General features: G+C 62.0%; 25 protein-coding genes. 10 read left to right on the forward strand and 15 right to left on the reverse strand.

Annotated features, from left to right (window positions below):
* Positions 1-60: 60 nt before the first annotated feature.
* From HZC36_10560 to HZC36_10570, 3 genes are all read right to left on the reverse strand, one after another.
* Positions 61-1,641, reverse strand: coding sequence for a M28 family peptidase (locus tag HZC36_10560; protein ID MBI5707416.1), 1,581 nt, complete (start codon positions 1,639-1,641; stop codon positions 61-63).
* A gap of 186 nt (positions 1,642-1,827) precedes the next feature.
* Positions 1,828-2,313: an MgtC/SapB family protein gene (locus HZC36_10565; protein MBI5707417.1), complete on the reverse strand. Its 486-nt coding sequence runs from the start codon at positions 2,311-2,313 to the stop codon at positions 1,828-1,830.
* Between the two features lie 48 nt (positions 2,314-2,361).
* Positions 2,362-2,727, reverse strand: a complete 366-nt coding sequence (locus HZC36_10570; protein ID MBI5707418.1) for a VOC family protein — start codon at positions 2,725-2,727, stop codon at positions 2,362-2,364.
* A 126-nt stretch (positions 2,728-2,853) separates the two neighbouring features.
* Here HZC36_10570 and HZC36_10575 point away from each other — a divergent pair, with 126 nt between their 5' ends.
* Positions 2,854-5,874: a caspase family protein gene (locus HZC36_10575; GenBank protein ID MBI5707419.1), complete on the forward strand. Its 3,021-nt coding sequence runs from the start codon at positions 2,854-2,856 to the stop codon at positions 5,872-5,874.
* A 27-nt stretch (positions 5,875-5,901) separates the two neighbouring features.
* On the opposite strand, the gene lexA is transcribed toward HZC36_10575, so the two are convergent.
* From lexA to HZC36_10595, 4 genes are all read right to left on the reverse strand, one after another.
* Positions 5,902-6,531 (reverse strand): transcriptional repressor LexA, encoded by a 630-nt coding sequence (lexA, locus tag HZC36_10580; protein MBI5707420.1) that lies wholly within the window; start codon positions 6,529-6,531, stop codon positions 5,902-5,904.
* A gap of 208 nt (positions 6,532-6,739) precedes the next feature.
* Entirely contained in the window at positions 6,740-7,459 is a 720-nt protein-coding gene (gene ccsA / locus HZC36_10585) for a cytochrome c biogenesis protein CcsA (GenBank protein ID MBI5707421.1), read from the reverse strand.
* Between the two features lie 5 nt (positions 7,460-7,464).
* On the reverse strand, positions 7,465-8,142 hold the full coding sequence (locus tag HZC36_10590) for a heme exporter protein CcmB (protein ID MBI5707422.1): 678 nt from the start codon (positions 8,140-8,142) through the stop codon (positions 7,465-7,467).
* A 38-nt stretch (positions 8,143-8,180) separates the two neighbouring features.
* Positions 8,181-8,759: an ABC transporter ATP-binding protein gene (locus HZC36_10595; GenBank protein MBI5707423.1), complete on the reverse strand. Its 579-nt coding sequence runs from the start codon at positions 8,757-8,759 to the stop codon at positions 8,181-8,183.
* A 54-nt stretch (positions 8,760-8,813) separates the two neighbouring features.
* Between HZC36_10595 and tmk the strand changes: the two genes are divergently transcribed.
* Genes tmk through HZC36_10610 form a run of 3 tightly spaced genes read left to right on the forward strand, consistent with a single transcriptional unit; the run spans position 8,814 to position 11,034 of the window.
* The gene (gene tmk, locus HZC36_10600; GenBank protein MBI5707424.1) at positions 8,814-9,425 is read left to right on the forward strand and encodes a dTMP kinase; all 612 of its coding nucleotides are present in this window, start codon (positions 8,814-8,816) and stop codon (positions 9,423-9,425) included.
* 50 nt (positions 9,426-9,475) lie between these two features.
* Positions 9,476-10,564 (forward strand): hypothetical protein, encoded by a 1,089-nt coding sequence (locus HZC36_10605; GenBank protein MBI5707425.1) that lies wholly within the window; start codon positions 9,476-9,478, stop codon positions 10,562-10,564.
* Positions 10,561-11,034 (forward strand): 6,7-dimethyl-8-ribityllumazine synthase, encoded by a 474-nt coding sequence (locus HZC36_10610; GenBank protein ID MBI5707426.1) that lies wholly within the window; start codon positions 10,561-10,563, stop codon positions 11,032-11,034. The genes HZC36_10605 and HZC36_10610 overlap by 4 nt, the downstream gene beginning before the upstream one ends.
* Here HZC36_10610 and HZC36_10615 read toward each other — a convergent pair.
* The 3 genes from HZC36_10615 to HZC36_10625 are packed head-to-tail and all read right to left on the reverse strand — an operon-like array spanning position 11,031 to position 15,444.
* The gene (locus HZC36_10615) at positions 11,031-11,654 is read right to left on the reverse strand and encodes a hypothetical protein (protein ID MBI5707427.1); all 624 of its coding nucleotides are present in this window, start codon (positions 11,652-11,654) and stop codon (positions 11,031-11,033) included. The two genes, HZC36_10610 and HZC36_10615, sit on opposite strands and share 4 nt — an antisense overlap.
* 46 nt (positions 11,655-11,700) lie before the next feature.
* Positions 11,701-12,300, reverse strand: coding sequence for an HD domain-containing protein (locus HZC36_10620; protein ID MBI5707428.1), 600 nt, complete (start codon positions 12,298-12,300; stop codon positions 11,701-11,703).
* 51 nt (positions 12,301-12,351) lie between these two features.
* Positions 12,352-15,444: an alpha-mannosidase gene (locus tag HZC36_10625; protein ID MBI5707429.1), complete on the reverse strand. Its 3,093-nt coding sequence runs from the start codon at positions 15,442-15,444 to the stop codon at positions 12,352-12,354.
* A gap of 120 nt (positions 15,445-15,564) precedes the next feature.
* On the opposite strand from HZC36_10625, the gene HZC36_10630 reads away from it, so the two are divergent.
* A complete protein-coding gene (locus HZC36_10630) occupies positions 15,565-16,539 on the forward strand; it encodes a DNA-processing protein DprA (GenBank protein ID MBI5707430.1) in 975 nt (324 codons plus the stop codon).
* Here HZC36_10630 and tdh read toward each other — a convergent pair.
* Positions 16,526-17,554, reverse strand: coding sequence for an L-threonine 3-dehydrogenase (tdh, locus tag HZC36_10635; protein MBI5707431.1), 1,029 nt, complete (start codon positions 17,552-17,554; stop codon positions 16,526-16,528). The genes HZC36_10630 and tdh overlap by 14 nt on opposite strands.
* Before the next feature lie 247 nt (positions 17,555-17,801).
* Complete coding sequence (locus HZC36_10640) at positions 17,802-18,305, reverse strand: DoxX family protein (GenBank protein MBI5707432.1); 504 nt, start codon at positions 18,303-18,305, stop codon at positions 17,802-17,804.
* Positions 18,306-18,414: 109 nt separating this feature from the next.
* Here HZC36_10640 and HZC36_10645 point away from each other — a divergent pair, with 109 nt between their 5' ends.
* A complete protein-coding gene (locus tag HZC36_10645; GenBank protein MBI5707433.1) occupies positions 18,415-18,882 on the forward strand; it encodes a MarR family transcriptional regulator in 468 nt (155 codons plus the stop codon).
* Between the two features lie 225 nt (positions 18,883-19,107).
* Here HZC36_10645 and HZC36_10650 read toward each other — a convergent pair whose 3' ends face one another.
* From HZC36_10650 to HZC36_10660, 3 genes are all read right to left on the reverse strand, one after another.
* Positions 19,108-20,229, reverse strand: a complete 1,122-nt coding sequence (locus tag HZC36_10650) for a hypothetical protein (GenBank protein ID MBI5707434.1) — start codon at positions 20,227-20,229, stop codon at positions 19,108-19,110.
* Between the two features lie 203 nt (positions 20,230-20,432).
* Complete coding sequence (locus tag HZC36_10655) at positions 20,433-20,819, reverse strand: SelB C-terminal domain-containing protein (protein ID MBI5707435.1); 387 nt, start codon at positions 20,817-20,819, stop codon at positions 20,433-20,435.
* Between the two features lie 31 nt (positions 20,820-20,850).
* Complete coding sequence (locus HZC36_10660) at positions 20,851-21,804, reverse strand: N(4)-(beta-N-acetylglucosaminyl)-L-asparaginase (protein ID MBI5707436.1); 954 nt, start codon at positions 21,802-21,804, stop codon at positions 20,851-20,853.
* A gap of 141 nt (positions 21,805-21,945) precedes the next feature.
* Between HZC36_10660 and HZC36_10665 the strand changes: the two genes are divergently transcribed.
* Genes HZC36_10665 through HZC36_10680 form a run of 4 tightly spaced genes read left to right on the forward strand, consistent with a single transcriptional unit; the run spans position 21,946 to position 25,579 of the window.
* Positions 21,946-22,665, forward strand: a complete 720-nt coding sequence (locus HZC36_10665; GenBank protein MBI5707437.1) for a hypothetical protein — start codon at positions 21,946-21,948, stop codon at positions 22,663-22,665.
* A 50-nt stretch (positions 22,666-22,715) separates the two neighbouring features.
* Complete coding sequence (locus HZC36_10670; GenBank protein ID MBI5707438.1) at positions 22,716-23,438, forward strand: hypothetical protein; 723 nt, start codon at positions 22,716-22,718, stop codon at positions 23,436-23,438.
* Positions 23,439-23,471: 33 nt separating this feature from the next.
* Positions 23,472-24,587, forward strand: coding sequence for a beta-lactamase family protein (locus tag HZC36_10675; protein ID MBI5707439.1), 1,116 nt, complete (start codon positions 23,472-23,474; stop codon positions 24,585-24,587).
* Positions 24,588-24,598: 11 nt separating this feature from the next.
* Entirely contained in the window at positions 24,599-25,579 is a 981-nt protein-coding gene (locus HZC36_10680; GenBank protein MBI5707440.1) for an ABC transporter ATP-binding protein, read from the forward strand.
* Positions 25,580-25,656: the final 77 nt, after the last annotated feature.

Consider the following 25,656-nt stretch of genomic DNA (forward strand, 5'->3'; position numbering starts at 1 on the left):
GGGTACCCGCCATGGCCCTATGCAGGAGCCGGACGCTGCACCACATCCGGTTAGCTGCGCTCACTTGCCCGGTTTGTTCACCTTGGGGCGGGCAGGGTTGTTGGCAATTTGCCAGCCGATGGCATAGATGGTACGGCCGACCCTTTCCATGCGCTGAAAGTCGATCTTCCAAACCTCGTCGCCGGGCTGGTGGTAATCCTCGTGCACGCCGTTGAAGAAGAACGCGATCGGGATGCCCTTCTGGGCATAGTTGTAGTGGTCGCTGCGGTAATAGAACTGCTCGGGATCCTTGGGATCGTCGTACTTGTAGTCGAGCCGGAGGTTCAGGAGGTCCTTGTTGACCGAGGCGACGGTGTTCCCCAGATCGTCCGAAAGCATCCGCGAGCCGATGACGTAGATCGAGTTCCCGTCAGCAAGGTCTTTGTTGGCGGGTTTGGTGTCACCCGGGGCTTTCGAACGTCCCACCATGTCGATGTTGAGCTGCGTGACGATCTTGTCGATGGGTACGGTCGGGTGTTCTGCAAAGTGAGCGGATCCCCAGAGCCCCTTTTCTTCACCGGCATGCCACACAAAGAGCAATGAGCGCTTGGGCTTTGGTCCGACTGCGAAGGCGTGGGCGATCTCCATCACCGAAACCGTGCCCGACCCGTCGTCGTCCGCACCGTTCCAGATGTGGTCGCCGGGGCCCTCACCGTAGGTTCCCACGTGATCGTAGTGCGCTCCAAAGGCCACGAATTCGGACTTCAGTTTGGGGTCCGTGCCACGGACGATCCCGACGACATTGCGGTACGTTAGCTTCTGCTGGGTCCCTGCAATGCTTAGGGAGGCCGAACGGTTCGGCGAGATCGAAACGGATGCGCCTGGGTCCTGCTCACGGATCCGTCGCCTCATCTCGTCAACCGTGAGCCCGCTTCCGGCCAGGATCGCTTCGGCGGCCGAGCCTCTGAGCAGAACGTTGGGCACGCCACCGCCGATCGAAAGCGTCGCGCCTCCACTCTCGGGCCCGATGATCAGTAGGGCCCTCGCGCCTAGTTTCGTGGCGGCCCGGGTTGGGTCTTCGACATCGGGAATCTTGCCGCCGTAGACGTCCTCGGCGGGTAGACCTTTCGGAAGCCCCGAGATCACGAGCAATATCTTGTCCTTAACATCGCGCCCCGCGTAGGGGTCGATTCCCCTGGAGGGCGCCCGGAATCCAAAGCCAACGTATTCGATCGCGCCCTGCACCGTTGCGGCGGGAAGGTAGGCGTCAAAGTCCTTACCGGCCTTTAGAGTCACCGAGCCGATCGTCAATGTGGTGTTGGCCTCGTCCAGCTTGGGCACCGTCGTTGAGATGTTCTGGAAGTAACTCCCGTTCTCAGCGCCTGGCTCAACTCCCCAAAGTCTGAGTTGAGCGGCAATGTACAGCGCGGCAATGTCCAGCCCCCGGCTGGGCGTGTTGCGGCCTTCTAGCAGATCGTCGGCGATGAACTCCAGGTGAGCCCGCAACCGATGGGCTTTGATCTCTTGATTGGCGCCGAATTTTGGAGGGGCAGCCGGTGCCGCCGTTGCCTTCGAGGTCTGTGCGGCCTTGGAGGGTGTCTGCGCGGCGGTGACCCCGAAGGCGAGGGCGAGCAGGAGGAGGGGTAGGAACGAGCGTTTCATGGGGACCCCCGCGCCCCCCTGACGGAGACTGCTGAAATCGGTGTGGCCCAAGGGTCCAGCCTAGGTGGCCTTGGTTCATCGAGGGTAGTCCCCGAACTCCAAGAACAGCCCTTCTCAACAGTCCCCATTGGGGAGCAGCGTAGCTAACGATACCGAATCGCTCGCCGCTTCGGTTCCTCCTCGCTCTTAGTTTGGGATGCTATTGGAAGCGCTTTCCTTGTGCTTGCCATGCCCTGGGTCGAACTTCTCGATCAGGGCCAGGGTAAGGAGCGCGAGAACAGTCGCACAAGCCGCTACCAGAAGGAACGGTCCGGCGACGCTCACGCACATCGCGATGCCTGCCGTAGCCCAGATGCTGGCCGCCGTCGTGAGCCCGATGATCTCGGTGTCGTGCCGCAAAATGGCGCCCGCGCCGAGAAAGCCGATTCCGGTGACGACCTGCGCGGCTACGCGACTCTCCTCGCCGCCCATGGCCCTGCCGGCCTCAGAGAACAGGATCACCCCGATCGCCACGAGCATATGCGTCCTCACACCGGCAACGTGGCCGCTCCGCTCGCGCTCCCAGCCGATTATTCCTGCAAGCAGTGCGCCGATGCCGAGCTTGATCAGCAGTTCGAGCGCATGGGATAGGGACTCTGGGTCAAGCAAGCCGTCGAAAAGGTGGATTTCCATTCCTCAGGGAAAGGACGAATACGGTTAGGAGTTAGGTGTCCTGTAGACTCAATGTACGGTTCCAACCGGCTCCGAGAGCAGCACCGCGTAGCCGTCTGGATCGGCGATGAGCATGGTGCGCTCGCCCCAAACCGCCATTTCGAGGTCGCGCAAGACGGGCACCCGGCCCTTTTCCAGGAACTGGGCGACTTGCGGCAGGTTCTTGACGCGGAACTTGATGACCAAGCCCACACAAGGCTTTCGCCCCGACTCGGCTCCGTCTTGAGGCTGCTGCACCAGGAGAATCTCGGTCGCACCCGTGCCAAGGTAGGCGATCCGACTGCCATCCGACGAATCTTGTCCCCGGATCGGCAAGTCGAGCATTCCGTGATAGAACTCGAGGGACCGATCCAGGTCCTGAACGTCCAAAATCATGTGCGAGAAGTTGGTGCACCCCATAACCCTTCGCCAGTGCTAAGCTTTTCGCTCTTGGTTTTCCAATTCCTTCAACGAATTTCACTGGAAATACGGGGTTCCCGTGCTGAAATAGGAAAGAGGACGATGACTGCGCGAACACTGACCACTCTTGCACTTGCCGGGCTTGCCCTCGCGCCACTCGCCGGCTGGGCTCAGATCCAGCGAACGGCGCAGCAGGACACACCGGTTGCCCAAGCCAAGCGATGGGCGCTGGTCGTCGGCGCTAAGGACTACGAATTCTATTCTCCGCTGGACTACGCGGTGAACGATGCAACGGAGTTCGCGCAGACGCTCGTCGAAACCTATCGCTTCGACAAGGACTCCGTGGCTCTGCTGACCGAAGAGCAGGGCCCGAGAAAGACGCCGACGGTGGGTCACATCAAAGGCGAACTAGCCACCATGCTTGCCGACAAGCGGTTCAGCAAGTCGGACCTCTTTGTGTTCTTTTTTGCTGGGCACGGTGTAGGCAAGGACGCCAAGGACTACCTGCTCCCTACCGATGCCCGCCCCGAAAGCGCGACAGACGTGGGCCTTCCGGTCAGCTATATCTTTGAGAAGATCAAGGACGCAGGCCTCAAAAACGTCCTGATTATCGCGGATGCCTGCCGTTCCGGTGGAGAGAACCAGTTTGGCAAAGAGCTTCAGGAGCTCGGCCAGAAGTATAACCTTGCGGTTTTGCTCGGCTGCCAACCGGGCAGACGATCCTATGAGTACGGCGCTTTGAAGCACGGCGCGTTTGCCTATCACCTGCTCAAAGCGCTCACGAAACCGGAACTCCGAGATGCCAGCTCTGGGGCTTTGTGGGCGTCCAAGGTCAGCGAGTACGTCCAGAAGAGCGTCTTCGACTACACCGAGCGCGATTACGGAGAGGCGGCACAGCGCCCCGCCACGTGGAACGACCCAACCCGCGACATCCTCCTCGGCGCGTTTCTGCCGAAGGATTTCTCGAAGGAGGGCCTGCAGAAGCTGCAGGAGCAGGCCAAGTCGCTGGACAAGGCCACGCGGGCCAACGCCCTCATCGAATATGGCCAAGCGCTTTTTGACGAAGACCGCTATGCCGAGTGCGTCGAGGTTTTGAAGACGGTCGAATCTCTCGACGCGTTGACGGCCAGCGCCATGTACACGCTGGGTGTGGCGCTGAAGCTGATGGACAGAACCGGGGAGTCGGCCAAGGTCCTGGAGAAGCTGAGCGGGATGGAGAGCGAGGGCTACTACTCCCAACTTGCAATACTTTCGAACCCTCAGCGCGGCCTCTCGGACGAGAAGAAAGTGGCGGCTGCCGCGGAGCTCTGGTCCATCGACAAGTCCTGGTCGACGGGGATTCTGGTTTGGAACACCTACCGACAGATGGCGCCTCAGGACAAGTACATCGCGTTTCTCAAGGAGTTTGCCGCCTTGGAGGGGTTGACGGACCGGCAGAAGCACTTTGCGGAGGGCGACTTGGCGATCTTCACAAGTCGCTACCCTGACGCCGTTGAGCACTTTCAGGCCGCGCTGAAGGCCAAAGGCGATTCGCCGTCTTCGTTGATCATCCGGCTGATGCTTGTCCCCCCGCTCGAGATATTGGGCAAGACGAAGGAGCTCCAGGCCCTCACGGAAAGCGCGCTCAGGGATGCCGATCCCGCCTACTGGCTGATCCTAAAGGCGCGCTTGGCCAAGCAAGCAGGGGACAAGGATGCCATGGAGGCGGCCCTGGACCAGGTGCTAGACAGCCGGCCGGACTCCGATCAGTTGCTGCAATTGATGCATTTGGCCGGGGTGCGGGCGTTTGTCCTGAAAGACAAGATCCATCGAGAGGCTTCCCGGATGCCCTATTCTTGGAAAGCTCAGCTCGTAGACGCAATCGCGAGCATTGTCGAGCTGTTTCAAAAGCACGGCGAACAGGACGGCCAGAAGGCGCTTGAGGAGGCGGTCAACAAGGCGGGCCAATATGCGGACGACGAAATCAGATTCATGACCGAAGCGTTCGCGATGATGGACAACTTGATCGTCGAACTCGCGGGCCAGAAGGGCATACCGGTCGAAAAGGTCGCGCAAATCCAGAACCTGTATTTCTCGATCATGCTGGGCTTCGTCGGCCAGTTCGGCAGCTATGACGACGCGTGGTACCAGCTTCTCTACTTCGCGCTTTCCACCGAGCGCTCGGTGCAGCTCGACCGGATCTTCTCGAACCATATCGGGCCCCAACTTAAGCCTGGCGCCGTGAACGGCTCGCTGAGGATGTACCTGCTGCAGACAGCCATGTGCGTGGGCAACGAGCCTCTGATCGAGAAACTCCTTTCCCAGGGGGGCCTGCTGCCGACGGATCGGGTGGACGCCACCTGGCTCTACAGCGCCTACCTGGCTTCGGTGGACCGATTCGCCGAAGCCGAGAAGCTGATCCAGTCGGCGCCCAGCCCAACCGCGGGCTTCCAGCCGCTGTCGATTGCCCTGAGAGCATGGTTCGATGCGCGCGCGGGCCGCAAAGACGCCGCCAAAGCCAAGCTTGGGGGGCTCGAGCCCGACGGGCTCCAGGTCTCTGCGCTCATGGGGCTTGCGTACGCGGCGCTTGGAGATTGGCAAAAGGCCGAACCTCTCCTATCTCCCTCAAGATCGGCGCGCAACTGGTCGATGACCTTCATCCACGCGGCGGCGTGCAAGGCGCTTTTTGCCCGCGCGCTGGAACGGAAGGACTTGGAGACCGCGGACTCACTTGCCTATGAGGCTGGGCTGTCCCAAGCGGGGAACAGGCTATTCAACGGTTTCCATTTCGGACTTGAACCCGATTTGGGGGGCTATCGCGGGACCGTTTCCTTCTCGGTTACGATGGGTGACGACCGTTTGGAATCGGAGCAAGGGAGCCTGTCGCTGACGTTTGAGGTGGGCGGCAAGGTCACGGGCACCTATGAGTCCGCCGAGGGCAAAGTGCGCACGATCGCGGGGGCCATCGACGCGTTTGGCAATCTGACCGGAAAGGTGAGGGGCGAGGGCAAGGAGTTGGATATCGCCGCGAAGCTCGCGCCGTCGGATCGCTACGCGAAGATGGCCCAGCTCAAGCAGCCTGGGCAGCTCATCCTCCTCTATGACAACGAATACCGGACGGTCTGGATCGCCACCCCCAAATAGGCTGTACCACTTGGCCAGCGGGCCAAGCTAGAACGCCATGCCGGTGTAGTCTCGGATCAGACCCACCACCTTGCCGATGACTCGGGCGTCCTCGCGTCGGACCTCGATCGGCTCATAGGCGGGGTTGCTCGGCATCAGCTTGACGCCGGTCCTGTCCATGTTCAGGCGTTTCACGGTCGCCTCTTCGCCGAGGAGCACCGCAACCAAGTCGCCGTGATTGGCGGTCTGCTGCGGCTTGATCACCACAAGGTCGCGGGGAAGGATGCCCTCGCCGGTCATGGAGTCGCCTTTCACTCGAAGAAGAAAGGCCTTCTCAATGTTGCGAACCATGTCGGAGGGCACCGGGAACATCCCCTCGACGTGCTCGATGGCGTCCACCCCGTAGCCAGCCGCAATGTTGCCCACCAGGGGCAGCATGATCGTGCGGGTCGAAGGCAGCATCGAAGGATGCACCAGTTTGATAGATCGAGGCGTGTTCGACCTGGCGATATAGCCCTTACGTGAAAGGGCGTCGAGATGCACTGTAACTCCGCGCAGGGAGCCAATGCCGAACTGCTTCCCGATCTCTCGGATCGAGGGCGGATAGCCCTCCTGCTGGATGTAGTCCACCACGAACTGGAGAATCTGTTGCTGTTTTTGTGTGAGTGCCTTGGCCATGGCTGTTCCCCCGCAAGCCCTTCTGAGCCCGTAGACGAACTATACAGTTAATTTGTCTACATGTCAAGGGGCCATGAATGCATCTTGTGTCTGGCATAGGCCAATGGGCGGTTCCGCGCGGCCGCCAACCGGCAACGTGCGAAGCTCAACTTAGCCAGAGGCCCGATCGAGCAAGGCGTCCAGGTCGGCCTGAGCCTTTTTGACGCGCCTATCCACCATCTGCAGGTACAGAAACAGGCCGAACCACACCAGTAACGGCGGAACCGTCGCGATCATCCAGTTGTCCATGAAGCTCCTCTATTTTGGCCTCGATCAGCGAGGCCCGAACCGAAAGGCGATAAATCCAGATCGAGACGCCCATCACCATCAGGAAGATGGACCAGTACACGACCTTGTACGTGGGGTCGAACGTGGTGGTGAGCTTGGTCTCGGGGTGCAGGCTGACCGTGGACGGCAGCCTGGGATAGACGAAAAGCAGAAAGAGAATGGGCATCAGTGACGCCAGCTCGTAGGCAGCGGCGACGGTTGCTCGTTTGCGCTCGTCGGTGAACCCGGATCTGAGCGCGAAATAGGCCCCGATGATCAGCATGACCAACAAGAAGGAGGTCTGGCGCGGGTCCCAACCCCACCAGGCGCCCCACTGCATCCTGGAAAAGAGGATTCCCGTGATAAGGGTCAGCACGCCGAGAACCATCGTCATGTGCTGGCAGACCGCCGCCCGAATGTCCCAGTTAAGGTCCCGATCCATCAAATAGCGGATCGAAAAATAGGCCCCGGCGAACAGGAACAGGGAGCAGGCGATCGCCTCGGGCAGATGGAAGAAGACGATGCGAGCGAGGTCGGGCTCGCTGAACCCGCTGGCTGGCGGCGCCTTGAACGAGGCGATGATCCCGGCGCTCATGCCGAGAAGCAGGATGATTCGTCCCAATGTCTTCAATTTCTCCAAACTACGCCAAAAAGGTGAGGACCGACGGCAAACATGGCCACTCCGTATCCCCAGAGCGCCATCGCCGAGTTGAACCCGTTGCGCACGATGCCTTCCCCAAGCGCGACTCCGGTCGCCTCGACGGCCACCGCCAATACGGGAACAAGCAGGGGCAGCGAGACCGTTCCCGCGAGGACGTAACGGTTCGCGCCTTGGGCGACAAGCGCCCCACAAAACGTCACCGTCGCCGCGAGAGCCACGCTGCCTCCCAACATACAGAGCACGTAGAGGCCTGGCTTGATCGCATAGGGGCCGGTCAGAAGCAGAAACAGTGCGCTGAGCAACGCCGCGGAGGCCATCATGAGCAACAGGTTGTAGAGTGCTTTGCCCCAGAAGACGGCGCTGGGCCGCGCGATCAGCCGAAGCAGATCGCCGGTGCCCTGCTCTTCTTCAGTAATGAAGGTCCTGGGCAGCGAGGCGACGGCACTGAAGAGCAAGGTGATCCAGAGGATAGCCGCCGCGATGCCAGGGACGAGCCTCATGTTGGCTGCGGCAAAGGAGGCCGTGAGCACTGCACCGACGTTGAACAGGAACGCGGTCAGCAGGCCGCTCTTGCTTCGGAATTCCGTCCGCAACTCCTTGCGGAGCACGGCAGAGACGTCCTCCGTCCAGGTCCCGTTAGGCAAGGCTCAGCCTCCCATAGGGCCCCAAAGGCAATTGAAGGTCACCCGATGGTGATCTCATGGGTGCCAAGCCTCCGTTCTTGGGGGTCGTTGGTGGCGACGATCAGCACGCCCCGTTTGCGCTGTTCCTCCGCCACCCAGTCGAGGTTGGCTCTGCCTGCCTCATCCATGCTGGCGCCAGGCTCGTCGAGCAAGAGAGCAAGGGGGTCAGGCTGGAGCGCGATGGCCAATTTGAGCCGGTTCCTGAGCCCCGTCGAGAGCTTCCCGGCAAACTGATTGCGATGGCTGCCAAGCCCGACTTTCCCGATCAGCTCGTCGGCGCGCGGGGCGCAAGCTCTCAGATGCGCCGAAAGCTCGAGATGCTCGAGCACGGTGAGGTGCGGGTAGACGGCAAGGTCCAGGGCAGAAAGGGAGAGGGTCCGGCGAGGGTCGCCCTCAGGCAGAATCACTGAGCCTTCGGAGGGGGGCACCAGGCCTGCGATGACCTTGAGGAGCGTGGACTTGCCGGCGCCGTTGTTGCCCAGCACGACCAGCGAATCGCCCTTCTCGAGCGTGAAAGAGACGTTTCGGAAAAGGGTGCGGCTGCCAAAGCGCTTCCCCAACTTCTCGACCGTCAACACCGCCTAAGTATGGCTCAGAAGCGGATTGCCGAACCCAAGTATCATCCGCGAGAGATGTTCGTCACGTTTGAGGGCACCGAGGGTTCCGGCAAGAGCACCGCGCTCAAAGCGATCGCCGATGCCTTGGAGCGCCGCGGCCACACCGTGGTCTGTACCCGGGAACCGGGCGCAGGAACCTTCGGGCGCTCGGTCAGGGAGCTCTTGCTCCACGGTGAGGCCCTGTCACCTTGGGCAGAGCTGTTCCTGTTTCTGGCCGACCGGGCCGAGCACGCCGACAAGGTGCTTCGGCCGGCCCTGGAACGCGGCGACGTCGTGCTCTGCGACCGCTATGGCGATTCGACCGTGGCCTATCAGGGCCACGCAAGGGGCCTTCCAGTCGAGAAATTGCGGGAACTGAACCGCCTGGCGACCGGCGGACTTCGTCCGGACCTCTCGCTGCTCTTTGACATCGAGCCCGCGATCGGTCTGGCCCGACTTTCAGCGAAAGATCGCCTCGACGGCGAGCCGCTTTCGTTTCATGAAGCGGTTCGGAGGGGATTCCACGCTGAGATGTCGCTCGATCCTGGGCGGTGGGTGGTCATCGATGCGGCGGCGTCTCCCGATCAGGTGGTGGGCCAGGCACTTTGGGCGATTCAAGCGCAATTGGCCAAAGAAATGCCCGCGTAAAACTGCTGGGGCGCGCTTCGGCGTCCATAATCCATAGGTACGGCGGCTGCATGATGCTGATCTTTTTCGCTTTGTTATCCTCGGCTCAGGTGAGCGACCTGCTCGACGACTTTGAACGGGCTATGAAGAACACCCGATCGCTTTCGGCGGATGTGGTGCTCAAGATCGGCAGCCAAGCCACGGGCAGCGGGACCTTTGTGATGCAAAGGCCACTGCGGCTGGCGTACAAGATGAAGATCGGGGCCGCCGACTACAGCTTTATCCAGACCGAAAAGGCGATGCTCGAAATCGAGCATACGCAGAAAACATACCGTGAGTATCTTCCGTCCGACGGGCTCTACCTGCCAGACTCGGGGATCACCACAATCCCGCGCTTTGGCTTCCCGGTGGCCTTCATGCGCGGGTCGCTGAGAAGCCTGATCCCCTCCAACGCCAGATTTGAGCCGGCTCAGACACTCGAGAACGGCCAGACGGCGCTCACTTCCACGTTCTCTACGCCTCGCGGCACCTATGTCGTGAACGCGCGACTCGACAAGGAGGGGCGCCTCGTGTATGCCTCGACCGCGCCGAAGGGCAGTGAAGAGTCGGAGGCCGTCTCGATGGCGTTTTCGAACTTCAGGATCAACGACAAGCCGGCGGCGGCCGCCTTTTCGATGGCGCTTCCCGTGGGCTACGTTCCCGACGTGCTTCCGATGCTGGCCGAGTCGCTGAACGTGGGCGATGCGGCGCCCCTGACAGGCTTTGGACCGGCAAAAGGAGGGAAAGGCGACCTGAAGGCGCACGTTTCGGGGAAGCCTGCCCTGCTCATCGTCGGTCCGCCCGACTGTGAACCCACGCAAAAGCTGATCAAGAGCGTCGCGGGCTATTTGCCCAAGATCACCAAAGCGGGCAGCACGGCGGCGGTCTTGTGGTCCTCGCGTGGGTCCTGGAGCGGCACACCCGCAGGGCTCCGAGAGTTTGTGGGTTCGAAAGAGAGCGCGGCCGACCGCTTCAAGGCGCCGGCCAGCCCCTTTGCCGTCGCCATCGACAAGCGCGGAAAGATCACACAGATTTGGGTCGGATTCGATCCGGACAAGGCCGCCCAATACCAGGAAGAGATTTTGGCCGCGCTGAAGGGCGCGCTGCAGCCGCCGAAATGAACGAAGTCTCAGGATCGCTTTGTGCCAGGGGAAAGCGGATCGCCATCGTGGTCAGCCGCTTCAATGAGTATGTGACCAAACCGCTCGCCGAAGGCGCCATCGACGAGGCCCGGCGCCACGGCGCCGAAGTGTCTGACCTGGTCCACGTTCCTGGCACCTGGGAGATTCCGCTGGCCGTCGCGGCACTTCTCGACCGTCCTGAAACCACGCGGCCCCACGGGGTCGTGGCGCTTGGGTGCATCCTGCAGGGCGCGACCCTACACGCTCAGCTCCTGGCGCAAGACGTCGGAGAGGCGCTGTCGCTTCTTCAGGCGGAAAAGCGGGTCCCCGTCACCTGGGGCATCCTAACGCCCGACACCCAGGAGCAAGCCATTGAGCGGGCGGGCATGAAGCTTGGAAACAAGGGCCGCGAGGCCACTTTGGCGGCGCTCGAAATGACGAGCGTCGTCGATCAGATTGTGGAACGCTAAGTCCTGTCGACCCTGACGCTGTCAAGCACGCGGCGGGCTAGCCCTTCCTGCTCGGCGTCTGCCGTTCGAAACATCGCCGAAGCCTGCCACAGCCGGTTTCGCTCGCCGTAGATCACGATCCAGTAGCTAACCGGTTTTGCTTGGAACTGGTACCACGTCTCCAGCCGGATGCCGGGAACGCCGTCTGACTTGAGGTCGACCCTCTTGAAGCGAAGCTCGGTGATGCCCGTGGTGGCCTTGAGGTTTCCGAGAGCGCCCTGAGCCGCCATTTCGAGGTCGACGTCGGAGTCCACAGCGTATTCGTTGTAGGCAAACCGGAAAATCATTCCGCCGTGCTGCAGCCTGCCCGCCTGCTGGCTTTCGAGGTTCTTGATGGTGCCGGGCCGGATCTCAGAACTGACCTTCTGCGGGTCCGCCGGGAGCTCTGCCGACATCTTGGCCCAGGCGATGATGCGCCGCTTCCACTCGGTTTGAACGGGATCCTCTGATATGGATCCCACAGGGGTCGCGGCCAGCCACGCTCCCGCGCCACCGGCGCCTTGGCCAAGGGCCGGAGTCTGGGACCCGTGTCCCCAGAGTCCGGTGGCCAAGGTGGCGGTCAGGAGCAGGTGTGCAAACATCGTTCGATTCTCTATTGTCGGACGAATCCGCCCGGCAACCGTTCCATTATCTCGCAGGAATCCCTTCGAGACCAAGGGCGACGGCGTTGCTGCGCATCGCTTCGAGCATGTTGGCGATGTGGGCGTCCAGTTCCAGGCCGATGCCTTCGGCCCCGGAATAGACCTCCTCGCGGTGCACTCCGGCGGCGAACAGCTTGTCCTTGAGCTTCTTGGTGACGCTTTTCACCTCCACCTCGTGGATGCTCTTGCTGGGGCGCACGTAGGTCACCGCAGAAATGAACCCGGAAAGCTCATCGCAGGCATACAGGTGCTTTTCGAGCAGCGAATCGCGGGAAAACTGGAGCCGGTCGTTGTGGCTGCCGATGGCGCGAATGAGCACGGGATCCCAACCCTCCGATTCCAGGAGCGCCATGCCCCATTCGGGGTGGGCTTCCGGGTGCTTCTCATAGTCGAAGTCATGGAGTATGCCCGTCATCCACCAAAGGTCCCGATCGACTGTCTCGCCGTTGCGGTCCATGGCCTCGGCGCCCAGCTTGTCCGCGTACCACTCCAGCGCGGTCGCGACGCCCAGGCAGTGCCGCCGAAGCGAGTCGGAATCGGTGTGCGCGCAAAGGAGGTCCCATGCCTCCTGGCGGGTATTGGGCATGGGGGGATATTACCGGACCCCAAATCCAGGTGGATTTGGGGTCCGCCAAGATCAACTTGTCAGTCTGATCGTCAAGATCTCAAACGGCTTGTACTCAAAGTTCACCAGGCCGTCCACGATTTCCAGCTCTTCCAGCGGGTTCTCTTCCAGATCGCAGAGCCAGGCCTCCTTCGGCAGTCGTGCGCAAGCCAGCTCGGCCGTGCCGCGGGCGTTGTGGCACTCATAGAGCCGCACGATCATCGCCTTGCCGTCCTCCGACCGCTTCACCGACTCGACGACCAGGTTCCGATCCTCCACGCTCACGAACGGCGGCAGCGCGCCATCCAGGCCCTTCTTCGACTTCAGGAATGCGTGCCGCACCGGAGCGTTGAGCGCATAGGCCGCCTGAACCACCCCGCCGTAGTTGTAAGGCCCGAAGTGCGGATAAAGCACGTAGGTGAACCGGTGCCGGCCCATGTCGCACTCGGGATCAGGCGCTTTTGGCGAGCGCAACAGGGTCATGCGCATCACGTTGCCGTGCACGTCGTGGCCGTACTTGCAGTCGTTGAGCAGGGCTACGCCCTGGTCGCCCTCGCTCAGGTCCACCCACTTCTGGGCGGGCACCTCGAACCGGGCCACGTCCCAACTGGTGTTGTAGTGCGTCGGTCGCTCGACATTCCCGAGCTGGATCTCGTAGGTGGCTTTGAGCGCGTGGACGTTCACCGGGAACGCCACCTTCAGCATCTTGTTCTCCTCATGCCAGTCCACTTCGGTATCGAAGCGGATGCCCGGCGTGGGCCCAAGGCTGATGCGCTGGCGGATCGTGCTCTTGCCGAACTTCTTGACCACTTCGGCGGCGACGCGCACGGGTCCGCGCTCGACGATCTCGAACGACTCGCTCTTGAGCAGGTCCTTGCCGGTTTCAAAGGCGAACGGGTCGACGTCCCAGGCCGACCAGAAGAGGGGCTGGTCCTCGAAGAGCTGGAACACGTTGGCGGTCTTGCCTGGCGCGACGAACTCGCTGCCGTCTTCAAGGCTTTGGATACCGAGAACGTTGCCGTTGCCGTCGAACCGGACGGCCCATTCGGCGTTCTCGATCTTCCTTGCGGCCGCTTTCAGCCGCGCCTTTTGGCCGAGCGGCGCCTCGCTGAGATCGCCCACCGCCACAGAGCCCAGCGCCGCGCTGGGCGTCGCGAACACGAGCTTGCGCTCGCCAAACTCCTCGACGAGCTGCACGGGAAGGACCTCGTCCTCGGTCGAAAGGCTCGCCGGGGTCCAGTCCTTGGTCCAGGGCACCGCAGCCTGTGCGGGCACGGTGGAGTTCTGGAACAGCGCAACGGGGCAGGCCATGGCTTCCGTGTTCATCTCGCCGCCGATGGCCTGAAGGCTGGACTCGATCTGCCGCCCGGCGATGTCGGCGACGATCGCATAGTCGCGCGCGGCGTCCTTGTAGACCTCGTTGACCGACGATCCTGGAAGGATGTCGTGAAACTGGTTGAGCAGGGTCAGCTTCCAAGCCGCTTCCAGGTCGGCGGCTGGGTAATTCTTGGGGAAGCCGTTGGCAAAGCAGGCGAGCAGCTCGGCGTCACGCAAGAGGAATTCGGAGACCCGGTTGCCCTTTTTGGTCGCGGCCTGGCTGGTGTAGGTTCCGCGGTGAAGCTCGAAATAGAGCTCGCCGGCCCAGGTGGGCAGGTCGCGGCTTCTTGCTTTGGCTTCCCTGAAGAAATCGAGCGCTTTACGCCCGAACTGCACGTCAGGAAGCGCCGGCGATAGGCGCGCCCGCTGGATGAACTCCAGGTGCTCTTCGGTTGGGCCGCCGCCACCGTCGCCAAACCCAAAAACGTAGAGGCTGTAGTCGCTTCGGGCGTGGTCGCGGTGCTTCCGGACGCTCTCCAGGATCTCCTTGGGGGTGCAGTTGCCGCAATAGGTGTCGGCGGGCGGGAAGTGCGACCAGATTTTGGTGCCATCGATGCCCTGCCAGTAGAAGGTGTTGTGCGGGAACTTGTTGATCTGGTTCCAACTGATTTTTTGCGTGAGGAAGTACTTGATGTTGAACTTGGCGAGGATCTGGGGCAATGCGGCCGAGTAGCCGAACACATCGGGCAGCCACATGTCCTCCGTCTCATAGCCCAGCTTTTCGCGGAAGTAACGCCGCCCATAGAGGAACTGCCGGATGAGCGCCTCACCTCCCGAAAGGTTGCAGTCGGCCTCCACCCACATAGAGCCGACCGGCTCCCATTGGCCCTTTTTCATGGCGGCCTTCACGCGGGTTAGGAGCGCCGGGTACTCCTTCTCCAGCCACTCGTATTGGCTGGCCTGACTGTGCACGAACACGTAGCCGGGGTATTGCTCGATGAGCGCCAACTGGTTGGCGGCCGTATGCGCCATCTTGAGGTGGGTGATCTCCAGAGGCCAGAGCCATGCGGTATCCAGGTGCGCGTGGCCCACCGGGATGACGGTGTGGCGGTGCTCGCCGGTGAGGCTGCCCAAGGCGTTGCTGAGGATCTTGCGGCAGCGCCGGACGGAGTCGGGGTTTGCGGCATCAAACAGGTTGCAGACGGCGTTTTGCGCCCTCAGGATGGCATGAAAGGCGGGTTCCCGGTCGTCGAGCGCCTCAAGGAGGTTGCGGCAAAACGCCATGTCGTAGGCGAGGCCTTTGACCTCTTCGTCGATCACGACAAGTTCAGCGCCCTGCACCTCTTCCACCAGGCTTTGGCGGGGAAGCTCGGCTCCGTGCACCCGGCACTCGGGGTTACGCGAGTAGGCCTGGATCAGGAACGACACCGATGAGCCGGGCTTCTGCGAGCCGGAAGCTTGGCCGAGCGCCATCACGTGGTGTTCGCTGTCAAGACCTTGGACGGGAGCATTGTTCTTCCAAACGGTGCGCTCTCCACCCAGGTCCGCCTTTAGGCCGATCTTCTTTCCCGCGAACCGTTTTGGCACCTCGCCCGTCACGCGAAACCAGAAAACCTTGTAAGCGGGGCCATAGCGGTGGCCTTTGGCGACCCTCTTCCATGGGCCGGCCTCAGCGTCTTTCTGGGTGGCATGAGGGACGGAGCAGAACTCGATGGCGAGCGGTTCGGTGTCGGGATGGAAACGGCTTTTGAGCTCTCGATCGATGAACTGGTGGATGCGGCGAACGGTGAGGTCGGTGTGCTTGAGCATGGCGGGGTGCGGCGAGTTTACCGAGGCGCCTGGAATGGTGATGCCCCGCCCCCCTTGGGTATCGAAGCGCGAAACCGTGCTTCGCGATGAAGGAATAGCACTTTAGTGTACAATGTTGGGGTGAGTGAGTCTTGCGGTAGACGGGGCGGCAGCTTCGACCTTGAACGGGGGCTTGTTGAGGACCACAGCGCGATCTTGGCGGCGCTATACCTTCGAGGGGCCGTCACACCCTTCCAGCCACCCCCACGCAGGGCCTTGGAGGTGCGCTCGGCGTTGCGACGGGCCTGTACCGGCCTATCGGGAGCCGCCAAGGTTCTGAGGGACTCGGGCCTCTATGAGGAGGCTTGCGCCCTGGAGGCGCCAGGTCTCTTGGGCTGGGCTCAGCGCCAGGTCGCAAGGGGCCGAGTGCTGACGGCATGCTGTGCGCCCTATCCGTTTGCCTGGGAGTCCAAGCTCGACTTGAGCGCTCCTCCCGCGCTGTGGCGGGATGGTCTCGTTTCCTCTAGGCCCCTTGTGGCGGTTGTGGGGAGCCGAGTCGCCTCTTGTGAGGCGCTCCGCTTTGCGTTCGAGTTCGCGTCGCGGGCCGTGGAGGTTGGTTTCGGCGTGGTGTCCGGCGGCGCGAAGGGCTGCGATACCTGGGCGGCAAGGGGCGCGCTTCAGGCGTGGGAGTCTTTGGGGGCAGAGATGCCCTTTCTGCAGGAGCCGGTTCCGCTCGTGGAGATCCACCCGATGGGCCTTGCCCTGCGCCCGTCCCGGAGGCCGGGTTGCGCCCTCTCCGCCGCCGCCCCGCGCGAGCCGTTTCATCCGCTTCGCGCTCGCGAACGCAACGTGTGGATCGCGGCGATGGCGCATGCGCTCGTGGTGTGCGAAGCCCGTTTGGGTGAAGGTGGCGCATGGTTTGCGGCATCCAACGCCTTGAGATTGAAGCTGTGCCCAGTTTACGTGCGAAAGGATGCGTCAGATCCTGCGCTTGCGGCCCTGGCCTCCCTTGGCGCGATGCCTCTGGAGACGCCTGATCGGCTGCCTTTTGCCTTTGAGGTCTTTCGGGCGCCCGTTCGCTCTCCCGCTCTCTCGCAGGGGCTCAATCGAACGTGAAGACCACCTTGCCGGCTTCTCCAGCCTTCATGATCTCCATCGCCTTGGCAAACTCGGTGTAGTGCATGGTGTGGGTGACCACGGCGCTCACGTCGAGCCCTTTATTGAGCAACAGGTCCTGCATTTGGTCCCAAGTCCCCCAGAGCCTTCGGCCCACGATGCCCTGAAGGTCCACGCCTTTGAAGATCACGTCGTCCAGCCTGACGCCCTGCTCGGCATCGGCAAAGACGCCGAGCAAGCTGATGCGGCCCCCGGGCCGGACGGAGCGCACTGCGAGGTCCAGGGCAGACGGATGGCCACTCATTTCCAGCACCCCGTCAAAGCCGCCCGGCGCGATGCTGCAGAGCTTGGCGTCGAGTTCCGGGTCACGGGAATCGAGTACATGCTCCACTCCCACGTTTCGAGCAAGCGCCATGCGATAGCGGCTGACCTCGGTACCGGCCACCACGGCGGCGCCCAGCGCCTTGCATACGCACGCGGCGAAAAGCCCAATCGGGCCCAAACCGGTGATCAGAATCGCCTGGCCCTGGATCGGTCCGGCCATCGCTGTGTGGACGCCGTTGCCCAAGGCGTCTTGGAACGCGGCGATCTTGGGCGGAATGCGCCGATCAGTCGGCCTCGCATTGTCCTTGGGCACCACCACGTAACTGGCAAACCCGCCATCCACATCCACGCCGAGGATGCGCGTGTTCACGCAGACATGGCCCTGGCCAAGCTGGCACTGTTTGCACGTTCCGCACACGATGTGGGACTCCGAGGCGACAAAGTCGCCGACCTGACGGTCCGTGACGCCTTCGCCCACCTCGACGATCGTGCCGCAGAACTCGTGGCCGATGATGCGCGGCGGCTTGATGCGGCCCGCGGACCAAGCGTCCCAGGAGTAAATGTGAAGATCGGTGCCGCAGACCGAGGCGGCTTCGAGTTTGATCTTGACACAACCCGGCCGGACCTCCGGCTCGGGGACGTCGATGAGCTCCACGCCGGGAGCGGCCTGCGTCTTTGCGATGGCTTTCACGGGGCTTGAGAGTACCGGGACCTTGGGCGAGTCGGTGAGGGGGTTAGGGATGAGTGGATGAGTCGGAGAGTGGGTGAGTGGGTGAGGGGACGGAGTGCAGGCATCGTCGCCTGGCTTTTGAGCCCACGTAGAGAGTGAGATGAAGAGATGAGGAGATGAGGGGATGAGGGGATAAGCGCAAGCACCCACCAGTAGGGCGGCCCCCCAAGAATGGAGGGCCGCCAATGGAGGTTGAGGTGCTCCGGGGTCAAGCTTGTTGCAAGCCTGGCGCCGAATGGGCCGAATGCGGTTGCGTTCGATTCACAGAGAGCCGACCGGCGATCCAGCGGTCCACCGAGAGCGCGCCGGAGCCCTTGATCGCGATGAGGGCTGAAAGCGCGATGGCAAGAAGGTGAAACTCATAGCCCTCACCCGTTTGGGTGCCGGTCCAGTTCATGAAGAACCCGTTGGAGCCGTGCACCAGCACCGCGGCGACGGCCATCGAGACTCCGATGCCGAGCGCCGAAAGGCGGCCAAGCAGCCCAAACCCCAGGAGAATTGCGCCGAGAAACTCTGCGGCGAAGTTCAGGTAGGCCAGGGGGGCAGGAATCCCCAGCTTCTGGGTCATGAATCCGGCGGTTCCGGCCAAACCATAGCCGCCAAACCATCCGAGCACCTTCTGTGCTCCGTGCGGGAACATGACGGCGCCAAGGGTCAGCCGGGCGAGAAGAAGGGTCCAGTCGTTCGTCGTTTCAAAGGTCTTTTTCAGCATTGGTTCGCTCCAAAGATAGTTGCGTATACAACTATTGACAACACAATGATAGCACCTTGTTCCGGGTTTTTGTTGCAAATGCAACTAAATTTTTCACGATGAGGTAAAAATGATGACAATGCACGAACTCACGGCCTGCCAGAGGGAAGCCTGGAGGAGGTTTTTGACCGCCCACGCGCGTGTGATCGAAACTGTGGACAAGGCCCTCGCCGCCGAGGGGCAACCCTCGGTGGGCGACCTCGAAGTGTTGGTCGTGCTGCGCTGCGCACCCGAGCGCCGACTCCGAATGAGTGAGTTGGCGGCGCGGGTGGCCCTGAGCCGAAGCGGACTGACGAGGCAAATCGACCGGCTAGAGCGGCTTGGGCTCATCGAACGCGCACACTGCCCGAAGGATCGCCGTGGCACCTACGCTGTCTTGCTCGGTGCTGGGCTCCAGGCCGTCGAGGCCGCCATGCCAGCCTATGTGCAGGCGATTCAGGCCTCGTTTATCGAGCCCATGGGCGGCGCGATGAAGGGTCTGGCGACGGCGCTTGAGGGGCTTCTCGCGGAGGACCTCCGCACCGGCGCGTGTGACTGATCCGGCGAACCGGTCAACGCGGCTGTTCCGAAGCCTCGAGCGCCGGCCTCACCCATGGCCTTCCCAAATGGGGCGTGGCGAGCGGCGGCTTCAATTTGAGAACTCAAGTCTCAAATCGCGATTCACGAATCTCAGATTGCGAATCTCAAAGCCCAGATATCGAGAACTGGAACCAGGAGCCCACATTGCGGATCCCGAATCTTGAACCCGCAATCCGCAATCGACTTAGCCCGCGATGATTTCGACGTTCGCTCGCGGGACCATCACTTCCTGGCCGTCATCGAGCCTGGCCTTCAGGACGCGCACGTGTGTGCCGGACTCGACCACCTGAAGCGTCGCCGGCAGATCGGTGACCGTCCCAAGCTGGCCGAAGTAGGGCTCTCGGATGACCCGGATCGGCGTTCCGGCCGTGAGCTCGCCGCCGGATTGCGCGGTCTGGGCCATGGCGGAGGTCTGCTCCAGGGGCACAATCACCTCCGGCCGGATCACGCCCGCGCGGATTTGGGTGGCGCCGTTCATGCTGGCACGCTTGCCCTCAAGAGACAGGAAGAGCTCGAACGTGCGCTTGGCCATCGGCAAAAAGCCAAAGCCCTCCGTGACCATCAGCGTCACATTGATCGCCTCCTGGCCGGTGATCGCGACGCCGATATCGTAGCCGAGGAACTGGATGAGATCCTGGTCGCGAAGGCCGCCCGCCACAATTCCCGCCACCCCCACTTCCGAGGCGCGCTGCATGGCATCGAGGGTCATTCCCGCACCGCCGATCAACACCTTGCCCTTGTCCTCGGCGTGGATGTTGTCGGCTTTGAGCACTTGATCGTGACTTCCGACGGCCACATGGATTGTCCCGGTCGTTTCGCCTCCGACGCCGAAAATGCCCTGGGCCATGGCGCCCCGTGTCTCCACGATTGCCCCCTCTTCCGGTAGGACTTCAGCGATCTTGCCCGTCACGTAGCCTGTCACGTCGATAGGGATCGGGTCCTCGCGGACCAGCACGTTGCCCGTCACTTCGGAAATGGACTCGATCGTGCCCGCAAACGCACTGGCGATCGTCTTCTTCCCCATGCCCAGAAAGCCTTTGGTCTCGAGGATCACCTGGTCTTTCGCAAGAGTCTGGCCTACCTTCATTGGGAACTGCGACGGCACGTCGCGCGGCTCGATGCCATAGAGCTCGGCAAACTTGATGGTCTGCAAGATGCCGGGAAGCAGCGCCCGCGCCACGACGGTATCGGGCTGGATCGGGTCGCCGATTTTGACCAGCACTTCGCCGCGGATCGGCAAACGACGAACACGGCGGACGATCACGTCGCCGCTGACGGTGAGACCAGGAGTGTATGCGCTGCCCATGGGTTGGTGAGTGGGTGAGTGGGTGAGTGGGTGAAAGGGTGAGGAGGTGTTCAGGTTCTCAGGTCTTCAGGTTTTCAGGTCTTCGGGCTCTCTGGTAGTCAGGTTTCGGAAGGCAAGTGGATCAGGTTGTAAGTTGCGATTCCTTTCTCCCAACCCTTTAACCGTCGCACCTCGCCCTTCGCTCTAGCGAAGCGAGACCGATTTTACTCGCTCGGCAGAAATCGCCGTTGGCCGCCGTTCTTCTCGGTCCAGCCTTGCGCGTCAAAGTACTCCAGAATGCCATACGCCGTTTCGCGTGAGCACCCCATCAGGTCGCGCCAGGCAGCCACATCAAACTCCCGGGAGCCGAACCTGTCTTTGCCCATCGCTGCCAGCCGTTCCAGGGTCTTAACCGCAAACCGGAACCCGTTCGAAAGGCGAACGATCTCACCCGTCTGAACCCCTATCTCCAGGATCCCGTCCACGGCCTGCAAGGGCACTTTCATGGTCCACACAAGCTCCTTCGGGCTTGGCGGCTTGGCGTCACCAGCATCCATCAGACCGATGACGGCATCGAGAAACGTTCTCTGTTTGGGCTTCAGGTCGGACATCTATCGGTGGGGTTGTGTGCCCGGTGCGGGTTCAGGGATGGGGCATGGCGTGAGGCACGGCCGCGCCCAGAGGCTCGACCGTTCGCATCTGCATTTCTCCGTCGGTGCAGACCCAATAGGGGAACGGGTTGGTCGTGGTGGCGGCGCCGAAATCGCCGTCGCTTCGTAGCGCCATCACGACGCACATATGCGAGATGTTCGCCTCCTGCCGCCGGAGCATCTGAAGAATGGTCGCCTCACAGGCTTCCTGGGCGGAGCGGCCCTGGCGCATGAACTCAACGGTCCGGAAGGTCGCGCAAGCCTTCCAGAGTTCTTCGCCCTTGCCAGTCGCGCCTGCGCAGCCCACTTCGTCATCGGCGTATATTCCCGCTCCGATAATGGGCGAATCCCCGACGCGCCCCGGGATCTTCCACGCCCAGCCACTCGTCGAGGAGGCTGCCGCGACGTGGCCCACAAAAGGTGAGGATGGTGAGGATGGTGAGGGTTGGCCCGGATGGCTCTCCCAGCCCAGCATCGTGATCGTGTCGCTGTGGTCCTCATAGATCGAGTGGATATAGGACTTGGCGTAGGTGTCCGGGTTTGCCAGCCAGTCGTTGTAGCGCTCAATGCTGTGGGCCGTTTCCAGACACCGGGGCCGAAAGCCCTTCTGAATTGCAAATCGCCTCGCTTGGTCGCCGGCGAGCATCACATGAGGCGTCTCTTCCATGACCTTTCGAGCGACTGAGATCACGGGAACGATGTTTCGGACGGCGCACACCGCGCCGGCTGAAAGGTCTTTGCCGTCCATGATGCTGGCGTCCAGCTCGAGTTCGCCGTCGGCGTTGGGATAGGAGCCGAGCCCGATCGCAACGAGCTCCGGGTCGAGCTCGCAGGCAGTAAGGCCGGCTTCGAGGCAATCCAGGAGGCCCCCACCGGCTTGACGCCGGCTCCAAGCGGCTTCGATGCCGACTCTGCCCTGCTCCCAGGTCGAAAGAAACGTGGTCATGACCGGAGAGGATACCTAGGGTTCGGCGATGATGAAAAGATGGTGTGCTGGGATGAAGAGAACGGGGCGCCGGAGTCCCATCATCTCTTCATCTTCTCATCACAACATCAACGGGCAGGTCCATCCCCCCATAATAGGTCAATGTCTTCGGATGACCTCTTTCGCCTGTGGCAGCTTCACCTCGTCGATAAGGCCATTCTTGAGATACGGTCTCAGGCCGCTTCGCTCGATCCGGGCAAAAAGCTCATGTCTGAGATCACCAAGCTGGAAGCCCAGGCGAAAGAAGCTGACGACACCTATAAGGCCCTTCATGGCGAACAGACTGATATCGAGCTGAAGCAGAAAGGCATCGACGATAAGGTTAAGAAATTCAGTCAGGACCTCTATGGCGGAAAGGTGGTGAACCCTCGAGAGGTGGAGAGCTTTCAGAAGGAGATCGAGTTACTCAAGAAGCAGCGGGGCGACCTCGACGGACGCCTCCTCGAACTCTGGGACCTAGTGCCGCCAGCCAAGAAAGAGGCCGATTCGGCCCACGAGGCGATCCAAACCAAGAAAGCCGAGCTCGCCGACTACCAGAAGCGGGTTGTCGCCCACAGGGCCAAGCTCGAGGCGGCCTTCAAGGAAGCGACCGCCAAGCGGCCGTTGGCGCTCGAAAAAGTGGACAAGGGCATGCTTGCGCGGTACGAATCCATTCGTCAAAAGCATAACGGACTCGGCATGAGCCGCATCGAAAAGAACGGAAGCTGCGAGCTGTGCGGAACCCTCTTGCCGCGAAAGACGATCGAAACGGCCAAAGAGGGCCGCTGGGTAACGTGCGAAGACTGCCATAGAGCCCTCTACTGGAGCGAGAGCATCGTGTGAGGGAAAGCGAACGGTGAACAGTGAGAGGTGAAGGGTGGAGGGCGAGAAGTGTGAGGCGACGGGCCACTGAAATCGGCACGCTAAGGGACTGGGTCGGCAGACTGCCTGCCCTCTTGGTCTTCGCGCTCGCACTTGCCGGGTGTGCCAAGTATCCGTCGGGCGGCTCCGTCTCGCAAGGCACGCGCCTCATCTTCAGCTTCACCCTTGCCGAGGCGCCCAATCCCAACTTTGTCTACTTGGTGGCGGTGAGGCCCTCGGTTGAACTGAGCCCGACCACCCAGGGCCCCATCCCGGTTATCGCGCCCCCTTGGGGCAATGGGTTCGTCGCCGGAAACGCAACGCATTTCGTCCGCTGGGACGTCGCTCAGGCGCCGGACTATCTCCTCTACAAGTTTCAGGACGTGGACCTCCTGAACTACCTCGCCATCGGCGTCCCGGTGACCTACCACCTGCTTCAGCCAGGCGAAAAGACCATTCGGTTCGAAATCCTGCTCAATCAGCTCGTCCCGGCCGTCGACGCGTCCCAATACCAGTCGATCCAGGTGAACTTCTTCACGATGGACAACGTGCCCCAGGGCAGTGGCGGCTCGAAGGTCTGGGACGCGCTGGGCGACAGCCAGCTCCCTGGCGGCGTGAACCAATACGTCACGATCCCGATCAAGCTGAGCGGGATCTGGGACAATCAGCGCTTTCAGGACCTCGAGCCGCCGAACGACGTCGCCGACCCAAGCCTGGATATCGTGGATTGGTCGGTTGAAGTCCGGCCGGGCTGATCCCGCGCCTACAGCCTTGGGCATAATGGGCCCATGGTCCGCCTAAGCCGACGCGTTGCACTCCCCCTGCTATTGGCTTGCATCGCTGCTGCCCAAACCGGGGTGACAGCCACGCTCCAATCGCGGCAAGCTAAAGCCGAGGCGTTCGTCAAGGATCGGCAGAAGCAACTGGGCATTCCGGGGCTCTCGGTGGCCGTCGTCGCCGACGGCAAGCTCACTTGGCAGCAGGGGTTTGGGTTCGCCGACCTTGAGAACAAAGTTGCGGCTACGCCAAGCACGGTCTATCGTCTTGCGTCGATTTCGAAGTCGATAACTTCAGTCGCGGCGCTCAGACTCTGGGAGCGGGGCAGACTCGATCTTGATGTGCCCATTCGCACCTACGTTCCCACTTGGCCCGAAAGCCAACCGGCAGTCTCAGCGCGCCAGTTGATGGGGCATCTCGGAGGCGTGCGCCACTACAAGGGCCGAGAGGCCGAAAGCACGCGCTATTACCCTACGCTGACCCAGGCGCTCGAAATCTTCAGGAACGACCCTCTGGTGGCTGAGCCGGGGACCAAATACTCGTACACCACCTATGGCTTCACGCTTCTGGGGTGCGCGATGGAGTCGGCGGGTGAAGGAACGTTCGAGTCCTTGCTTGGCAATCTGGTGTTTGGCCCCGCCGAGATGAGATCGATCCGCGTCGATCGCGTGACGGACATCATCCCTAACCGGGCACAAGGCTACGCCAAGGGCCCAAACGGCCAGATCGAGAACTCCGGCCTCGCCGATACCAGCTACAAGATCCCCGGTGGGGGGCTGTGTTCGACTGCCGGCGATCTCGCCAAGTTCGCCATCGCTCTCATGGACGGCAAGCTGCTTAAGCCCGAAACGCGCACGATGATGTGGACCTCCCAGAAGACTTCGGACCGTAAGGAGACCGGATACGGCATGGGTTTTGGAGTTGGGTCCATTAGGGGAGTCAAGGCGGTCTCACACTCGGGCGGCCAGCAACGTGTTTCGACCTACCTGCTGATCATTCCATCAAAGCGCTTTGCGGCGGCGGTCATGACGAACCTGGAAGGGGCCGATGGCGCCTCTATCGCACGGGGACTGGCAGAGGTCTATTTGCCCGAACTGAAGCAGCCCAAGCCGGCTTCGCGGCCATAATGCAGGGGCCCATGGCACTCCTCGAAGTCACCGACCTCCACGTCGACATTGGCGACGCGCACATCCTCCGTGGTGTCGGCCTGCAGCTTGAGGCGGGCAAGACCCTGGGAGTCGTCGGCGAATCGGGCTGCGGGAAATCCATGACGGGCTTCGCGATCATGGGCATGCTTCCATCCACGGCCAAGGTGACTCATGGCGAGGTCGTGTTTGATGGCCGAAACCTGACGGCGCTTCGCCCCAGGGAGTGGCTGGACATTCGGGGCCAGCACATCGCCTTGGTCATGCAGGACCCCTTCACCAGCCTGAACCCGATGATGAAGATCGGCGACCAGATCGCCGAGGCGCTGATCCTCCATCAGAAGCTGCCCCGCGGCCCGGCGCTGAGAGCCGCGATCGAAATGCTTGAAAAGGTCGGGGTGCCTGCACCGGAAAGCACCGCCAGCCGCTATCCCCACCAATTGAGCGGAGGACAACGCCAGCGCGTCGTGATCGCCATTGCCTTTGCATGCAAGCCCGAGGTGCTCATCGCCGATGAGCCCACCACCGCGCTCGACGTGACGCTTCAAGCCCAAATCTTGAAACTCATCAAGGAGCTTCAGGACACCAACGGCACGGCGGTGATGCTGATCTCCCACGACATTGGCGTCATCGGGTCACTGGCGCACCGCATTTCAGTGTTCTATGCGGGAAGGGTGGTGGAGGCAGGCACGGCGGAGGACGTGCTGAAGCACCCAGTTCATCCCTATACTTCGGCCCTGCTCGCGGCCCTGCCGCGAGTGGGACAAAGCAAGCTAGAGTCGATAGCGGGGCAGCCGCCCGATCCCCGTCATTTGCCGAGCGGCTGTTCGTTCGAACCCCGGTGCAAGTTTCGATACGATAGATGCGCCGTCGAGCCGGGGCTTCTGCCTGAAGGGGCGCCTCACCAGGGCGCCTGTTGGCTGGCCCAAGATGCAGGCAAGCAACCGCTGAAGACCGTAGAGAGCCGCGATTGAAAGTCAATCTGCGCGCTGAGCGGGAAATCCGGGCATAATCGGGGAAGGCGCCGTTTCAACGGGGAAGTGAGGCGCCA

This window comes from Armatimonadota bacterium (genome assembly GCA_016223145.1).
Lineage (GTDB): Bacteria > Armatimonadota > Fimbriimonadia > Fimbriimonadales > Fimbriimonadaceae > Nitrosymbiomonas.

Coding starts and splice junctions, on each gene's coding strand:
- HZC36_10620 (MBI5707428.1), bottom strand. CDS start 12,300: ATGCCCAATACCCGCCAGGAGGCATGGGACCTCCTTTGCGCGCACACC.
- HZC36_10625 (MBI5707429.1), bottom strand. CDS start 15,444: ATGCTCAAGCACACCGACCTCACCGTTCGCCGCATCCACCAGTTCATC.
- HZC36_10615 (MBI5707427.1), bottom strand. CDS start 11,654: ATGTTTGCACACCTGCTCCTGACCGCCACCTTGGCCACCGGACTCTGG.
- tmk (MBI5707424.1), top strand. CDS start 8,814: ATGTTCGTCACGTTTGAGGGCACCGAGGGTTCCGGCAAGAGCACCGCG.
- HZC36_10645 (MBI5707433.1), top strand. CDS start 18,415: ATGATGACAATGCACGAACTCACGGCCTGCCAGAGGGAAGCCTGGAGG.
- HZC36_10675 (MBI5707439.1), top strand. CDS start 23,472: ATGGTCCGCCTAAGCCGACGCGTTGCACTCCCCCTGCTATTGGCTTGC.
- HZC36_10650 (MBI5707434.1), bottom strand. CDS start 20,229: ATGGGCAGCGCATACACTCCTGGTCTCACCGTCAGCGGCGACGTGATC.
- HZC36_10640 (MBI5707432.1), bottom strand. CDS start 18,305: ATGCTGAAAAAGACCTTTGAAACGACGAACGACTGGACCCTTCTTCTC.
- lexA (MBI5707420.1), bottom strand. CDS start 6,531: ATGGCCAAGGCACTCACACAAAAACAGCAACAGATTCTCCAGTTCGTG.
- HZC36_10575 (MBI5707419.1), top strand. CDS start 2,854: ATGACTGCGCGAACACTGACCACTCTTGCACTTGCCGGGCTTGCCCTC.
- HZC36_10610 (MBI5707426.1), top strand. CDS start 10,561: ATGAACGAAGTCTCAGGATCGCTTTGTGCCAGGGGAAAGCGGATCGCC.
- HZC36_10660 (MBI5707436.1), bottom strand. CDS start 21,804: ATGACCACGTTTCTTTCGACCTGGGAGCAGGGCAGAGTCGGCATCGAA.
- HZC36_10655 (MBI5707435.1), bottom strand. CDS start 20,819: ATGTCCGACCTGAAGCCCAAACAGAGAACGTTTCTCGATGCCGTCATC.
- HZC36_10605 (MBI5707425.1), top strand. CDS start 9,476: ATGATGCTGATCTTTTTCGCTTTGTTATCCTCGGCTCAGGTGAGCGAC.
- HZC36_10565 (MBI5707417.1), bottom strand. CDS start 2,313: ATGGAAATCCACCTTTTCGACGGCTTGCTTGACCCAGAGTCCCTATCC.
- HZC36_10665 (MBI5707437.1), top strand. CDS start 21,946: ATGTCTTCGGATGACCTCTTTCGCCTGTGGCAGCTTCACCTCGTCGAT.
- HZC36_10680 (MBI5707440.1), top strand. CDS start 24,599: ATGGCACTCCTCGAAGTCACCGACCTCCACGTCGACATTGGCGACGCG.
- HZC36_10560 (MBI5707416.1), bottom strand. CDS start 1,641: ATGAAACGCTCGTTCCTACCCCTCCTCCTGCTCGCCCTCGCCTTCGGG.
- HZC36_10570 (MBI5707418.1), bottom strand. CDS start 2,727: ATGATTTTGGACGTTCAGGACCTGGATCGGTCCCTCGAGTTCTATCAC.